Below are 14,009 nucleotides of genomic sequence, written 5' to 3'. Positions count from 1 at the left end.
GGTCGCGTTAATGCTTAGCCTGCGATATGGGCTTCAATCGCGGCCAGTGCGGCGTCCGCCTGCGACGGATCTGAACCACCGCCCTGTGCCATGTCCGGGCGGCCGCCGCCACCTTTGCCACCGAGTTTTTCAACACCGATGCGCACCAGATCAACAGCACTGTATGTGTCTTTGAGGTCTTCGGTCAGGCCAACCACGATGGATGCCTTGCCCCCATCATTGGAAATCAGGGCAACGATGCCTGATCCCATCTGATCGCGCAGTTCATCAACCATGCCTTTGAGTTCCTTGGCCGGAATTCCGTCAAGCGCACGCAGGGCCATTTTAACGCCGTTAACGTCCTTAAAGGCATCGCCACCCGATGCCTCAGCCGATCCTGCGGTCGCCAGCTTTTTACGAAGATCGGAAACTTCGCGTTCCAGACGGCGCCGTTCGTCGACAAGCGCCTTCACACGGGCCGGGACGTCTTCGGGGGCGGCTTTAAGGTCGGCGGCCACTGTGCTCAGCACGTTTTCACGTGCGGCCATATAGTTGGCCGCGTCCGATCCGGTCAGGGCTTCAATACGGCGCACACCGCTTGAAACCGCCCCTTCGGAAACGATTTTAAACATGCCGATATCGCCGGTGCGTTTGACATGCGTACCGCCGCAAAGTTCCAACGAATAGGCATGTTCGTTGGCCTCAGGCAAGCCCATCGACACAACACGGACTTCATCGCCGTACTTTTCACCAAACAGCGCCATGGCACCCAGCTCAATCGCCTCATCGGGCGTCATCAAACGTGTTGATACTTCACTGTTTTCGCGGATCAGGCGGTTGACATCGGTTTCAATCAGCGCGGCCTGCTCGGCCGTGACCGGTTTGGGATGGGACACGTCAAAGCGCAGGCGATCATTTGCCACTAGCGACCCTTTCTGGGTCACATGATCGCCAAGATGTTTGCGCATCACCGCATGCAGCAAATGGGTTGCCGAGTGGTTGGCGCGCAGCGAGGATCGACGCGCATGATCAACGCGGAATTCTGCCGCATCGCCAACTTTGACGTCGCCCTCAATCACTTTGCCAAGGTGCACATGCAAGGTGCCGAGCTTTTTCTGGGTCGCAGTGATTTCAATCACCGCACCGGCTTCTGTTTTAATGATGCCAGAATCGCCCTGCTGGCCACCGGACTCACCAAAGAAGGTCGTCTGATTGGCAACAAGCGCGATTTCATCGCCCTTGGCAGCAGATTTGACTTCGGCACCGTCCTTGATCAGGGCCGTGACCACACCTTCGGCGATTTCGGTTTCATAGCCGAGGAATTCTGTAGCACCGTCGCGGTCCTGAATATCAAACCAGACTTCTTCGGTTGCCGCTTCGCCCGAACCAGACCATGCGGCACGGGCCTTGGCCTTTTGTTCTTCCATGGCGGTGCTAAAGCCGTCTTCGTCAATGCCGATTTTGCGTTCTTTGAGCGCATCAGCCGTCAGATCAAGCGGGAAGCCATAAGTGTCATAAAGCTTGAACGCAACATCGCCCGAAAGGATTGCGCCTTCGTCCATGCCATCGGTCGCATCGTCAAGCATCTTAAGCCCACGATCGAGCATGGTTTTAAAGCCCTGCTCTTCAAGCTTGAGCGTTTCTTCGATCAAGGCCTGTGCACGCACCAGTTCCGGGAAAGCCCCGCCCATTTTGCGTACCAGTGTCGGCACCAGTTCATACATCACCGGGTCTTGCGTTCCGACCATGTGTAAATGACGCATCGCACGGCGCATAATCCGGCGCAACACGTTCCCGCGACCGGCATTGGACGGCAAAACACCATCGGCAATCAGGAAGCTCGTGGAACGCAGATGGTCGGCAACCACGCGGTGCGACACATTATGCAGCCCATCAGGATCGGTATTGGTGAAATCAGCCGATGCTTCGACCAGAGCACGCATCAAATCGATGTCATAGTTGTCGTGCTTGCCCTGCAAAACGGCGGCAATACGCTCAAGACCCATGCCGGTATCAATCGATGGTTTTGGCAGATCAACCCGATCCCCATTTGCCATCTGTTCATACTGCATAAAGACAAGGTTCCAGATTTCAATGAACCGGTCGCCGTCTTCATCCGCACTGCCCGGAGGACCACCCCAGATATGCTCGCCATGGTCAAAGAAGATTTCCGAACACGGGCCACACGGGCCGGTGTCACCCATCGACCAGAAGTTATCGGATGTCGGAATGCGAATGATGCGGTCATCAGGAAGACCGGCGATCTTTTTCCAAAGCGAATAGGCCTCGTCATCGGTGTGATAGACAGTCACCAGCAGCTTATCCGCCGGGAGGCCGTATTCCTTGGTGATCAGGTTCCAGGCAAATTCAATTGCGTTTTCCTTGAAATAATCGCCAAACGAAAAGTTGCCGAGCATTTCAAAAAAGGTGTGATGGCGCGCTGTCCGGCCGACATTTTCAAGGTCGTTATGCTTGCCCCCGGCCCGTACGCATTTCTGCGACGTGGTCGCGCGCGAATAGTCGCGCTGTTCCTGACCGGTGAAAACGTTCTTGAATTGAACCATCCCGGCGTTGGTGAACATCAGGGTGGGGTCATTGCGCGGCACCAGCGGGCTGGATGAAACAACTTCATGGCCGTTCTTGCGGAAGAACTCCAGAAACGTGGTGCGGATATCATTAACGGTCTGCATATCTCTCCAACCCGGAAAACGCGGAACAAACACACCCGCAACACCGCGGGCAGGACTGCCCTATTTAGCGGCTCGGCCCTGCGCTGTCCAGTCGGGGAAAGGCTTTGCGGTGTTTAAGTCACAATTTCCGCATTTATATACGGCAGATATGCCGTCGTCAGGCCATCGCGGGCAAACCGTTATTCAAGAACCGGGCGCATAAAACTGCGTTCATAGCTGATGATGCTGCGGTTGCGCTTTTCAAGGTCTAGCGTTGCGACACAGTCGGCGTCATCGGCCATGCGGTTGCGATAATCCTCATAGGCAGCAAGGCTTGGGAAGCTAAACAGCGCATAGGCGATGTTGCTTGCCCCTTCGTGGGGCAGGAAATAGCCGTGATGGGTGCCGCCCATGCGATTGACGATGGGAATCCAGCGACGGGCATAATCCTCGAACTCGGGGATTTTATGGCCATCAATGATGTATTTCAGATAGCAGGTGATCACGGCCAAACCCCTTGGAAACCGTATGTATCAACGAATGCCTAGTTGGTGCCTTCCTGAATCTGCTCACCCAGTTTTTCAACATCACGGCCAAAACCGGCTGCGGTTTCACACGCGGCAAGTGACATACCAAAACCGGCAATCAGCGCCAGCGCCAAAATACGTTTTACAAGGACCGACATTGTTTCTTTGCTCCTGCCTTTAACGACATGTTGATTTTGAAGCCACGAAGCTTCGTGTTCAACCAAGTTTATACACGATTGATGATGCTTAAAAGCGGCAAAAATCAGGTTGTTATATTGTCCCCGGAGCATGCAACTGGCAACTGTTTACTTGGTATTTTCCCAATGGGCACACAGCAAAACGGGCGCGCCGTAGCACGCCCGTTCTGGTTTGCTCGTGTTATTTTTGCACCTGATCAGACAGGTGGGCCGCGCCCACGCAACGCATTGACCAGAAGTGAAACGAGGAACAGCACGATAAAGACAAAGAACAGTATCTTTGCAATTCCAACGAATGTCCCGGCCAGACCACCAAAACCAAGAACGGCGGCGATCAGGGCAAGAACCAGACAAAAGATTGCCCAACCCAACATAACTTTCTCCTTACTGTGTGCGTTTTATTCCCCGCCCCAACGGAACGGGATCACACCGATGGTGCGATCAAACTCAACGCACGGAAGAATGAATGACTTACTCAGCTTCTTCCTGAATGGCTTCGCCAGCATCTTCAACGTCCTGACCAAAGCCATCTGCAGTTTCACAGGCGGCAAGGCCGAGCCCCATACCTGAAATCATTGCAATGGCGAAAATCTTTTTCATAATATCAGACATCTTGTTTGCTCCTGTTTGCTTGCAGATGTTTGTATTGATTAAACTGTTCACACTAAACAAACGGGGCAGTTGCAAACTTGTTCCACAGCCCACTGCCAAGTTATTGATTTGGCAAGATTAAGGCAGGTGAAACCATAGGTTTTCTATTGGCTTACACCAATCGTGATCATTTTGGGGCACGTGAAACTCTGGGTGTTTAATCCGTATTTTCGACATATAGAAAGAACGGGCGTGCCAATGCACACCCGCTTTAGTCACCTTGATCGTATGGGGCGCACACCAAGCCCCCCACTGGCTGTTTATGGCAAACCAAGGAATGTCGCGATTTGGTCGGCAATCTGCCGATGGACCAAACTGCGATCGGTTCCCACCGGGTCCGTGCAAATCGGATCATCGTCCATTTCTTCAAGAAGCTTGGCGGCACCGGGTTCACATTCCGCCAGAAATGTCAGGTGATAGGCTGGGGCAAACACCGCCAAGGATGCATCTTTTACCTTTGCGACAAGGTTGCTTCCTGACGCACTGACATCCCCCGCCAGCCAGCCGTGCTCTTTGCCCAGCTTGATAAACAGCACGGGATTTGACACATCGGCCAGACTGTCGGGTTTGACGGCAAAGGACATTCCCGGTTCGATTGCGACGGTTTTGCTAATCCGCGTGTCGCGATAACCGTTTGTGAAATCGTCAGGCAAATGCGCGAAATCCACCCCGCCCTTTTTATAGAAAATGCAATCTTGCGCGCTGTCTTGATATTTAACGCAATAGTCGCGGTAAGCAGCGCGATCAAACTGCATCCCCGCAAGATTAAGAACCGTTGTCCCGCCAAGTGAGAACCCGACGGCAGATATGTTGTTGGTGTCGATGTAGGGCGCAAACTCAGGATTGGCGAGAACCTGATCAAGGGCGGCTGTGACATCAAGGGCACGTTGCCCCAGATACATCGTCCGGCGCGGGGATGAGTCGCCTGTGGTGGTGCCGGGGTGATTAACAGCCAGAACAATCGCCCCCCGCAATGCAAGTTTCGATGACAGCCAGCCGATCCCATCCATATTGCCCCCCGATCCATGCGACAGCAAAATGAGCGGATGTTTCCCCGGTTCGATTGCCGCCCCGATATAGGCATTCGTGCTTTGCCAGATCGCGCTTTTGCCGACCGGGGCCACATATATATGGCTGCCCGCAGGATACCAGATTGATGCCGCAAGTGGTCTGGACCGGTGGGCAGCCTGCACGTCGAACCGATCATACCCGGCAATGTCTTGTGCGGCCGTGGCAGGCATAGATGTCGCGGCGGCAAAAAGACCCAGCCCCAAGGCCAGAAGCATCGCAGAAGTTACATGTTTCATGATTTCAATCCGTGTTTTAATGTTTAACGGTTTGAAATTGCGCCGGTTTGCGCGGTGTGGCGTCCTCGAACCGGTTTTAGGACACGCAAAACCGGTTTTGGGACATGATTGATAAGTTGATTAAACGTCGATGATCGTTTTACCCGTTCCGATGGTTGTTGCCCTGCTGCTGGGTTTTCTGTTCTTGCGCGCAACCCTGTTTACCAAGACGCCCCGGCTTCTGGCAGCGTTGCTTTTGGCGTGTGCATGCCAAAGTGTGACGGTATCGGTTGTGCAATATTACGGGGTCAGCGAGTTACGCTTGCTCCAACCGATCACCGCATCGCTGATCCCGGCATTGGCGTGGGTCGCCTTCCTTGATGGCGCGATAAGATCGCAACGCAAATCCCGTGATCTTTTTCATTTTCTGATCCCGGTTGTGATGGCATGTGCCGTATTGGCCTTTCCGGTTACCATCGACGCTTTGCTTGTCGTGATATTTGTCGGCTATGGGGTGGCGATCCTTGTGATGTTGCATCGTCACAGCGATGACCTTGCCAATACGCGGCTGGCATCGGGGCATTTCCCGGCTGTGATCTGGCGGATCATTGCCATTGCGCTGATTACATCCGCGATCAGCGACATTTGCATCACACTTGCGCTCAGCTATGGCTACCACGGGGCGCCGGGCCTGATTTTGAGTGTTTTTTCTTCTGTGGCGCTCTTGATGATCGGTTTTTTGTGCTTGTCGCCCGACATCGTCACCGAACCTGTTGAGGGGGACGGTGATGAATATGATGCCCCATCAAACGCGCCCGGAGTGCACCGACAGGAAAACGCGCCTCATAAAACCAATGAGGATGTGCCCGTTCACGCCATCATGGAACAGCTTGAAGCACTGGTCATTGGCAAGAAGCTTTATCTTGATCCTGATCTGACGCTGGCACGGCTGGCGCGGCGTTTGGGCTTTCCGCTTAAGCAGGTTTCAACCGCGATTAATCTTGTGACTGGCGAAAATGTGTCGCGCTATATCAACAAGCTGCGCATTGAACATGCCTGCCGGGAATTGGAAACGGGACAGAACGTCACCACCGCCATGCTGGCAAGTGGCTTTAATACCAAATCAAATTTCAATCGCGAATTCCTGCGTATCACCGGCAGCACGCCAACCAAATGGCAAAGCCATTCGACCGTAACGCAGCAAACCAGCATCTCACAGTAATCAGCCCCCAGACACCTCGGCACAAAAAAAACGGGCGCGCCCAAAGCACGCCCGTTTTTTAGTCGTAGATCAAAGAAGATCAATCGTCGTTTGACGGATCATCTTCTTTCATATTTGTCATCGCCTCGGAAATCAGACCGGCACTCTCGCGAATGCTGGCTTCAATTTCGTTGGTCATTTCCGGATTTTCACGCAGGAAAGTCTTGGCGTTTTCACGGCCCTGCCCGATACGGGTCGAGTTATAGGAGAACCACGAACCTGACTTCTCGACAATGCCGGCCTTAACACCAAGATCAAGGATTTCGCCCATCTTGGAGATACCTTCGCCGTACATAATATCGAATTCGACCTGTTTGAACGGCGGTGCCATTTTGTTTTTAACAACTTTGACACGGGTCTGGTTGCCCACGACCTCGTCACGGTCCTTGATCTGACCGATACGGCGAATATCAAGACGGACAGACGCATAAAACTTAAGTGCGTTACCACCCGATGTGGTTTCCGGGCTGCCAAACATCACACCGATCTTCATACGGATCTGGTTGATGAAGATCACCATGCAGTTCGACCGCGAAACCGAACTGGTCAGTTTACGCAGCGCCTGGCTCATCAAACGGGCCTGCAGGCCAACGTGGGTGTCGCCCATTTCGCCTTCAAGTTCGGCGCGCGGCACAAGGGCAGCAACCGAATCGACGACCAACACATCAATCGCCCCGGAACGCACCAGCGTATCGGCGATTTCAAGTGCTTGCTCCCCGGCATCTGGCTGCGAAATCAGCAATTCGTCGGTATTCACACCCAGTTTACGGGCATATCCCGGATCAAGCGCGTGTTCCGCATCGACAAACGCACAGGTGCCGCCGAGTTTCTGGGCTTCGGCAATGGTGTGCAGGGCCAGTGTGGTCTTACCCGAACTTTCCGGACCGTAAATTTCAACAATACGGCCGCGCGGCAAACCGCCAATGCCCAACCCGATATCCAGCCCAAGCGAACCGCTTGAAATTGCGGAAATATCAATGCCGCTATCGCGCTGGCCGAGCTTCATAATCGAGCCCTTGCCAAATGCGCGTTCAATCTGCCCGAGGGCGGCTTCGAGTGCCTTCTGCTTATCCATAGTATCCTTATCCACCAAATGCAGCGCGGTCTGAATCATTGCTCGAACTCTCTTATTCCACAGGGCCGGGTAGGATGCAACGCAGGCGGTTCCCCGGACCTAAATGCGGAACGCCACCGCTTAAGAAGCCTGCTGCCTTAACAGATTGAATTGCCTGCGCACGCCAGCAGAGCGCTTGAGAACATAATGAGAACATTTACATAGAATTTCCGATGTTGCAAGTTTGTTCTCATTTGCGGGTCCTAATATTTGGATCAAACACCCCCGTATTGACCGCCCTCTCATGCCCCCCATACCGTAATGCTGCGGAAAATAAGGAAATTACGTCGTGATTTTCAGATGTTCGTGCTTATGCGCATGCCCATGATGATCGCCACCGTGATGATGGGATTCCACATGCATCTCGCCGGGCACGGAATAAAGTTCACCATGGCGCACACCGGGCTGGGCCAGAACCTTATCGGCAAAGGCACGAATTTCGGCAAGACTGCCGCGCAAGGTCACGCTTTCAAGGCAGGTATCATGATCAATGTGAAAATGAACTGTCGAGACCGTTAAATTATGATGTTCGTGCTGGGTGCTCATCAGGCGAGATGCCAGCATGCGTTCTTCGTGATCATACACATAATTCAAGACCGCAATCCCCACCCCGTTTGCATCTTCAGCAAGCTTGGTGTTTTGCAGTTTTTCACGGATCAAGTCGCGAAATCCTTCGGATCGGTTGGTATAGCCGCGCTGATTAAGAAAGGCATCGAAGGCCTCCATCAGATCATCTTCAATCGATACGGTGACGCGGGTCATCACAATTCCCTTTTCAAAATCATCGGCTTGACTCGTATGAACAAATTTGAAAAGTTCATACCGCCTTTTCTATAGACCTAATTTCCCAAAGGATAGCAGATGTTTCAATCAAAGTTCGCACCCGGTGTGATTATTGCCGCTCTTGGCTGTATTTTGAGCGGTGCGGCAACCGCCCACGAATTCACCACAACCAGCAGCCCAACCGATGTCAAACCGGGCGATACGGCGACTTTCACGCTTGATTCAAGCCATCTGTTTGGCACCCCGGAAGAAGCCGAAGCCGCCAAGCATCTTAGTGCGACTTTGATTACGCGCGATCAGAAAACAGCCCTTGATTTCAAAATCAACCCCGATGCCCCCAACCTGATCGGGACGTTTGATGTGCCAGAAACGGCCGCGTGGCTGTCAGCACATCGCCTGCCCGTCGTGTGGGCACAGACTCCCGATGGTTGGCAGGAAGGCGGTCTTGATCAACATACCGATGCGATTGCCGCGGTCCGCTATGAAAAATTTGCCAAACATCTGGTTGGCGCAGCGTCCGGCGATGCCGCCGATGATTTCGTCGACACGCCAGTTGGCGACAAACTTGAAATTGTGCCGCTTTCTGATCCCCGCGATACTGCAATCGGTCAGGATGCGACGTTCCAGATCCTGCTTGATGGGCAGCCGCTGACAACCACGGTCTTGGCGACTTACGGCGGATTTACCGATACGCCGTCGTCATGGGCCTACGCCAGCGAAACACTGACCGATGAACGCGGCAGCGGCATTGCCAAGGTTCGCATCAGTGCGCCTGGCATGTGGGTGGTGCGGGTTGCCACCGATGTTTCTGATCAGGAACAGGGCATTCACGGTCATAACCTGCGGGCGACCGTAACCTTTAATGTCGCCGATTAAATCGATGTCCTAAGAGGTCAGACGAATGGTCAGACTCATGGTAAGACGAATAGTCATACAAATGATCAAACCGCTGCCTGCTGTGGTAATGGCGTTGACGGCCCTGCTTTTTGCAGGGTTGTCAACCGCACATGCCCACGGGGCCGGATGGCAGGTTACAGACAATAGTCATACAATTAACTATCGCTTTGGCTATACCGACGGGACGCCAATGGCCTTTGCCGAGGTCATCGTCATCGGGCCAACTGGCAAAACATGGCAAAAGGCTCGTACTGACCGGACTGGGCATTTTGCCTTTGGGGTTGATCGGGAAACCATCGGCGAAGATATATCCGGTGCGCTGTCAAACGGCTGGCAGATCAAGGTTGCCGATGGCATGGGACACATCGTCAATCTGACCTACCATGCACCCGAATTCGGCCCCAACGACGCAACGGCGACCAAAGCCAGCCCCACGAAACCGCATACATCGTTGCGCGGAACATCCGCCCTGTTTGATTTGCCGGTTTGGGCAGGTGCTCTGTTTGGTATGAGCCTTTTGATCAATCTTTTTGGCGGTGTGTTCCTGTGGTCCCGGCGGATCAAACCAACCTAAGGTCGGCCCGCCGTACATCAGTGCATAAACAAAAGCGCAACACCGCAAAAGGCAAGGCAGGTGCCCATGACCGCCTGCCAGCCGACCGGTTTGCGCAAGATCGTCCCTTCATAGACAATCAAGATCACCGGTGGCAGCGCCATCAAGGTTGAGGCAATCCCGACATTGGCGTTTTGCACCGCCAGCATCGACAACCACACCCCCACCGCCGGTCCAATCAACGCCCCCAGAAACAGCCATTTGCCAACATCAGGCGCAATGCAGGCGGTAACAGTCCGGCGTACCCGCCCAAGCAAAAGCGCAAAGCCCCACATGGCAATCACCGCCACCATGGTCCTGATCCATGTTGCCGACAATGCCGAATACCCGCCGATCAGGGCATATTTGGCCGTGATCAGATTGCTGACCTGACCAATCGCCCCGCCAAGACCAAACAGAATACCAACCACATAATTGCGCCCGGCCAATCCCACAGGACGGCCTTTTTTACCGACAATCACCAACAAAACGCCACCAACCCCACAGGCAATACCGGCAATTTCAATTGGTATGAGGATTTCATCAAACAACACCCACGCCAACACCGCTCCCATGATGGGCACGGTTGACATCAACAGCATCGAAAGACGCGCGCCCAGCATGACAAAGGCCTGAAACAGCATGGCATCGCCGATCACAAGACCGAGGATGGATGACAGTGATAGCCAGCCAAGCTGCTCCCATGTCACCGCATTCGGCCAAGGTTGGCCTTCCATTACCCAGTGCAGGATCGTCAGGCAAAAAATCGAACAGGCCAACCGCCCGCGATTAACCGTTTGCGCCCCGACCTTGCCGCCGATATTGGAAAAAATCATGCTTGATGTCGCCCAGCACAGGGCGGCACTAAAAGCGGCGGCTTCGCCGAGGAAGGGAACCATGGGGCGCGTTTCCAAAGAGTGTTTTTGTGACCGGCAGTGGTGGCAGCAGGCCGCCATGATAAGCGCGATTTTTTACGGTGTTGCAACTTCAAATTACACGCTTGGTGCGTGAAACAAAACGCACCTCAAACAAATCGCTCAATGGCTTGCGATTTTTCCACCCCACCGTATGCTCATCTCAACACACCGCAATCTGGATATCGCAACACCAATGGCATCCCCCCGTAACACCCCCCAGAACAAAACGACTGGAAAACCGTTCAAAGGCATTCGCCGCCATCTTCAGGATGGTGAAGTCGTGATCATGGACTTGCCGATTTCTGGCGTATCGGTTCTGGTACCGGGCGTTATCAAGATCATCTGGATTGCAGTTTTGATTTATGCGTCCTACCACTGGCGCACAATTTACGATTTCCTGATGCCGCAATTCAGGAACCTGCTAACCGGGCCCGAAGCATTCGCCACCCTTGATCAGGTTTGGGAAGACTATGAATTTGTCTTTTCCATCGCCCTGTTTGGCGTGATCATTGCTGCGATTTCAATTGTCTGGAAAATCCTGCGCCGCGCACTTGGCATTTCGACACAGGCCGCAAAGGACAGCATCCTTTTGCCGCTTACGGCCATACGGGATCTGTTTTTCTTTGAACGTGTGATCACCAACAACCGCATCGTTACGCGCAGCGGCGTGCTGCGCAAGGATCAGGATGATCGCGGGTTTGAGTCGATCAAATCGACCCGGATCAGCAAAAGTGTCATCGGCAATATTTTTGATTACGGCAACTTGCACATCACCGACCGTTTGGGGCACAGCTTTACCCTGCGTCAGGTCAGCAAACCCGAAGATGCTGCCAAGAAACTTTCCGATTATTTTGGTCGCGTGCGCCCCAGACATAATACCGGGGATCCGATTGACATCACCCATCGTGGCCACGATCAGGCGATTGCAACCAACAGCCAAGACAGCATCGAACATCTGGATCGTTAAAGCATGTTGCTTTAGGGTCAGGGCTCGCGCGATAGAGCAAGCAGCTTTTTTTGATATGCGCGTGTGCCTTCATCCAGCTTGGGCAGGAATTCGGCAAATTCAGCGCGCAGCCAACTGTGGACAACGATATCTGCAATTGGAATGCCCTTGTACCCATCGGGGACCCCGCCAGAAATCTTGAGCGAATAGGCATCCATGAGCATGGCATCAAGTCGACCTTCGCGCAGCATTTGCTGCATCATCTGCGGGCCACGCGGAACCCCGATGACGTTTGGATAACTGGCAATCAGGTCTTTTGACCAGGTTTCACCAAGCCAGATACCAAGGAGCTCGTCTTTTAGATCCCCTATCCCGGCAATATCGCCACTGCGGACAATCAACAGCCCCTTGACGTTCCCCAGTGTAACCTTACCCGGCACAACGGCGACACCCGCAAGCTTGGGCAAATCGTTCACAGCAGCAAACAGCCCGTCAATGTCGCCCCTGCGTATCGCAAGAACCGATCTTGCATTGGGCATTGGAACGGGTTGGACACAAAGCCCCGCCTCGGCCATGACAGTGCGATAGGGCTCAATACCGCGTTGGTCGGTGTAAATTTCAGGCATGCCTATGCGCAGGCATTTTTCCGCGGCATGCGCTGCGGGCAATAAACTGAAAGAAAGGAAAAGAGCGATTACAAAAATTACGGCAACGAAACAGGATCGAACGAACCTGTTCTTTGGATTACGCGCCATCTAAAACCCCACGGCATTTCGTTTTTTTTGTTCTTATCCCTTGCGGGACATATGCCGTTCCAACCAGTACAACCGCAGAAAATTGTAACCTGCGGCCTGTCCGAACCTTATTTTCCGATCCGGTATGGCACCACGATAATCGGTAAGATTACATTTGGCTACATCGGAAGGATAAGTTCACAGGACTTTATTACGGCATAGAAAATCAGGGGTTTAAATTTCTGAGCCCCCTCCCCGTTTAAGGCGACCAGACAAATCCGGCGCCCGGTAATTTTTAGTGTTAAGCCCGTTACCATGCGCAAAACAAAGCATTGCAGATCAGTGCAGTATTATTCGCATTTCAAATACATCTTTTTCGACTAGAATGACGGTATGCAGCTTACACGTTTTACCGATTACGCCCTTAGGGTCATCATGCATCTGGCAGCCTCAAATGGTGCCTTGATGTCGACCCGCGAAATTGCCGCCATTCACAATGCCAAATACAATCATCTGGCCAAGGTCACCCAGTGGCTGGCAGCAGAAGGATACCTTGAAACCGTGCGTGGGCGTGCCGGGGGCATTGCACTGTCACGCAAACCCGAAGATATCTGTATCGGGACATTGGTGCGCCAACTTGAAAGCCAGTCCGTGCTGGTTGAATGCATGCGCGAAGACGGCGGTGAATGCCGTCTGGCACCGGCCTGTGGGCTGGCCGTGATCCTTAAGGAAGCAGAAGAGTCGTTTTTCCAAACACTCGATAAGATGACATTGGCCGATGTGCTGTCGCGGCAGCGCGGTTTGTTCAATCTTTTGATTGATATGAATTCCGAAAAATAAATACATATCAATGGCCTACGTTAATCATAGCTCGATGATTTTTTGAGTTAGTTTAATTTGCATTTACAATACCTATTTAACCATATATATGCATTTTAAATACTTATTAAACGAGGCCCATGTCATGACATCTCCTGCCCTTGATCCCAACAAGCTCCCCGAAGTGCTGGCCGTATTTTATCAGCGTGTCCGGCAAGACCCGGAACTTGGCCCGATCTTTTCCCGCGTTATTGAGGACTGGGATGAACATCTTGCCCGGCTTGAGGATTTCTGGTCGTCACTGATGCTGACCACGGGCCGATACAAGGGAAACCCACTGGCCCTGCATGCCCTGCACGCCCATGAAATCACCCCGGTAATGTTCGATCGCTGGCTGCATTTATGGACACAAACCACCACCGAATTGTTGCCGGTTGAGGTTGCCCAACTGATGCAGATAAAAGCCGCACGCATCGCCGACCGGCTGAAATATGTGATGTATGAGCCAACCCACGGCGGGCTACATCCATCGGGAATATCCGGGTAACGTCGTTTTCGGGCCTTCCGTCCCCGGTTCCCGGCTGCCGTTCCTAACGCCTTTTCATTCTTTCGCCCTGTCCCGCACAGCTTCGCAAAA

The 14,009-nt window shown here is 53.2% G+C and carries 16 protein-coding genes; 6 read left to right on the top strand and 10 right to left on the bottom strand.

Annotated features, from left to right (window positions below):
- Nucleotides 1–14: 14 nt before the first annotated feature.
- The 6 genes from alaS to K355_RS0109595 all read right to left on the bottom strand — a co-directional run bounded on the left by alaS (nt 15) and on the right by K355_RS0109595 (nt 5,330).
- Nucleotides 15–2,669 (bottom strand): alanine--tRNA ligase, encoded by a 2,655-nt coding sequence (gene alaS / locus K355_RS0109620; protein WP_022731922.1) that lies wholly within the window; start codon nt 2,667–2,669, stop codon nt 15–17.
- A 179-nt stretch (nt 2,670–2,848) separates the two neighbouring features.
- Entirely contained in the window at nt 2,849–3,154 is a 306-nt protein-coding gene (locus K355_RS0109615; protein ID WP_022731921.1) for an NIPSNAP family protein, read from the bottom strand.
- A gap of 38 nt (nt 3,155–3,192) precedes the next feature.
- Complete coding sequence (locus K355_RS0109610) at nt 3,193–3,333, bottom strand: entericidin A/B family lipoprotein (protein ID WP_028791480.1); 141 nt, start codon at nt 3,331–3,333, stop codon at nt 3,193–3,195.
- 236 nt (nt 3,334–3,569) lie between these two features.
- The gene (locus tag K355_RS25360; protein WP_022731919.1) at nt 3,570–3,746 is read right to left on the bottom strand and encodes a DUF1328 domain-containing protein; all 177 of its coding nucleotides are present in this window, start codon (nt 3,744–3,746) and stop codon (nt 3,570–3,572) included.
- Nucleotides 3,747–3,843: 97 nt separating this feature from the next.
- The gene (locus K355_RS0109600; RefSeq protein WP_022731918.1) at nt 3,844–3,984 is read right to left on the bottom strand and encodes an entericidin A/B family lipoprotein; all 141 of its coding nucleotides are present in this window, start codon (nt 3,982–3,984) and stop codon (nt 3,844–3,846) included.
- A 299-nt stretch (nt 3,985–4,283) separates the two neighbouring features.
- Entirely contained in the window at nt 4,284–5,330 is a 1,047-nt protein-coding gene (locus K355_RS0109595; RefSeq protein WP_028791479.1) for an alpha/beta hydrolase family protein, read from the bottom strand.
- Nucleotides 5,331–5,460: 130 nt separating this feature from the next.
- On the opposite strand from K355_RS0109595, the gene K355_RS0109590 reads away from it, so the two are divergent.
- Complete coding sequence (locus tag K355_RS0109590; RefSeq protein ID WP_022731916.1) at nt 5,461–6,531, top strand: helix-turn-helix domain-containing protein; 1,071 nt, start codon at nt 5,461–5,463, stop codon at nt 6,529–6,531.
- 79 nt (nt 6,532–6,610) lie between these two features.
- Here K355_RS0109590 and recA read toward each other — a convergent pair whose 3' ends face one another.
- Both recA and nikR read right to left on the bottom strand, forming a co-directional pair.
- The gene (recA, locus tag K355_RS23665) at nt 6,611–7,684 is read right to left on the bottom strand and encodes a recombinase RecA (protein ID WP_022731915.1); all 1,074 of its coding nucleotides are present in this window, start codon (nt 7,682–7,684) and stop codon (nt 6,611–6,613) included.
- Nucleotides 7,685–7,966: 282 nt separating this feature from the next.
- On the bottom strand, nt 7,967–8,446 hold the full coding sequence (nikR, locus tag K355_RS0109580; RefSeq protein ID WP_022731914.1) for a nickel-responsive transcriptional regulator NikR: 480 nt from the start codon (nt 8,444–8,446) through the stop codon (nt 7,967–7,969).
- Nucleotides 8,447–8,545: 99 nt separating this feature from the next.
- Here nikR and K355_RS0109575 point away from each other — a divergent pair, with 99 nt between their 5' ends.
- Entirely contained in the window at nt 8,546–9,343 is a 798-nt protein-coding gene (locus tag K355_RS0109575) for a DUF4198 domain-containing protein (RefSeq protein WP_022731913.1), read from the top strand.
- A 61-nt stretch (nt 9,344–9,404) separates the two neighbouring features.
- Nucleotides 9,405–9,938, top strand: coding sequence for a hypothetical protein (locus tag K355_RS25085; RefSeq protein WP_022731912.1), 534 nt, complete (start codon nt 9,405–9,407; stop codon nt 9,936–9,938).
- A gap of 17 nt (nt 9,939–9,955) precedes the next feature.
- Here the strand turns inward: K355_RS25085 and K355_RS0109565 are convergent, their stop codons facing one another.
- A complete protein-coding gene (locus tag K355_RS0109565; RefSeq protein WP_022731911.1) occupies nt 9,956–10,855 on the bottom strand; it encodes a DMT family transporter in 900 nt (299 codons plus the stop codon).
- 211 nt (nt 10,856–11,066) lie between these two features.
- On the opposite strand from K355_RS0109565, the gene K355_RS0109555 reads away from it, so the two are divergent.
- Complete coding sequence (locus K355_RS0109555; RefSeq protein WP_022731909.1) at nt 11,067–11,840, top strand: PH domain-containing protein; 774 nt, start codon at nt 11,067–11,069, stop codon at nt 11,838–11,840.
- A 17-nt stretch (nt 11,841–11,857) separates the two neighbouring features.
- On the opposite strand, the gene K355_RS0109550 is transcribed toward K355_RS0109555, so the two are convergent.
- Nucleotides 11,858–12,445 (bottom strand): type 2 periplasmic-binding domain-containing protein, encoded by a 588-nt coding sequence (locus K355_RS0109550; RefSeq protein WP_022731908.1) that lies wholly within the window; start codon nt 12,443–12,445, stop codon nt 11,858–11,860.
- 501 nt (nt 12,446–12,946) lie between these two features.
- On the opposite strand from K355_RS0109550, the gene K355_RS0109545 reads away from it, so the two are divergent.
- Both K355_RS0109545 and K355_RS23655 read left to right on the top strand, forming a co-directional pair.
- The gene (locus K355_RS0109545; protein WP_022731907.1) at nt 12,947–13,393 is read left to right on the top strand and encodes an RrF2 family transcriptional regulator; all 447 of its coding nucleotides are present in this window, start codon (nt 12,947–12,949) and stop codon (nt 13,391–13,393) included.
- Nucleotides 13,394–13,517: 124 nt separating this feature from the next.
- Entirely contained in the window at nt 13,518–13,919 is a 402-nt protein-coding gene (locus tag K355_RS23655; protein ID WP_022731906.1) for a group III truncated hemoglobin, read from the top strand.
- Nucleotides 13,920–14,009 lie beyond the last annotated feature (90 nt).

This window comes from Thalassospira lucentensis MCCC 1A00383 = DSM 14000, from assembly GCF_000421265.1.
GTDB lineage: Bacteria > Pseudomonadota > Alphaproteobacteria > Rhodospirillales > Thalassospiraceae > Thalassospira > Thalassospira lucentensis.
This window is presented reverse-complemented; position numbering and strand designations above follow the sequence as displayed.

Coding starts and splice junctions, on each gene's coding strand:
- alaS (WP_022731922.1), bottom strand. CDS start 2,669: ATGCAGACCGTTAATGATATCCGCACCACGTTTCTGGAGTTCTTCCGC.
- K355_RS0109610 (WP_028791480.1), bottom strand. CDS start 3,333: ATGTCGGTCCTTGTAAAACGTATTTTGGCGCTGGCGCTGATTGCCGGT.
- K355_RS25360 (WP_022731919.1), bottom strand. CDS start 3,746: ATGTTGGGTTGGGCAATCTTTTGTCTGGTTCTTGCCCTGATCGCCGCC.
- K355_RS0109600 (WP_022731918.1), bottom strand. CDS start 3,984: ATGTCTGATATTATGAAAAAGATTTTCGCCATTGCAATGATTTCAGGT.
- K355_RS0109595 (WP_028791479.1), bottom strand. CDS start 5,330: ATGAAACATGTAACTTCTGCGATGCTTCTGGCCTTGGGGCTGGGTCTT.
- K355_RS0109590 (WP_022731916.1), top strand. CDS start 5,461: ATGATCGTTTTACCCGTTCCGATGGTTGTTGCCCTGCTGCTGGGTTTT.
- recA (WP_022731915.1), bottom strand. CDS start 7,684: ATGATTCAGACCGCGCTGCATTTGGTGGATAAGGATACTATGGATAAG.
- nikR (WP_022731914.1), bottom strand. CDS start 8,446: ATGACCCGCGTCACCGTATCGATTGAAGATGATCTGATGGAGGCCTTC.
- K355_RS0109575 (WP_022731913.1), top strand. CDS start 8,546: ATGTTTCAATCAAAGTTCGCACCCGGTGTGATTATTGCCGCTCTTGGC.
- K355_RS25085 (WP_022731912.1), top strand. CDS start 9,405: ATGATCAAACCGCTGCCTGCTGTGGTAATGGCGTTGACGGCCCTGCTT.
- K355_RS0109565 (WP_022731911.1), bottom strand. CDS start 10,855: ATGGTTCCCTTCCTCGGCGAAGCCGCCGCTTTTAGTGCCGCCCTGTGC.
- K355_RS0109555 (WP_022731909.1), top strand. CDS start 11,067: ATGGCATCCCCCCGTAACACCCCCCAGAACAAAACGACTGGAAAACCG.
- K355_RS0109550 (WP_022731908.1), bottom strand. CDS start 12,445: ATGCCTGAAATTTACACCGACCAACGCGGTATTGAGCCCTATCGCACT.
- K355_RS0109545 (WP_022731907.1), top strand. CDS start 12,947: ATGCAGCTTACACGTTTTACCGATTACGCCCTTAGGGTCATCATGCAT.
- K355_RS23655 (WP_022731906.1), top strand. CDS start 13,518: ATGACATCTCCTGCCCTTGATCCCAACAAGCTCCCCGAAGTGCTGGCC.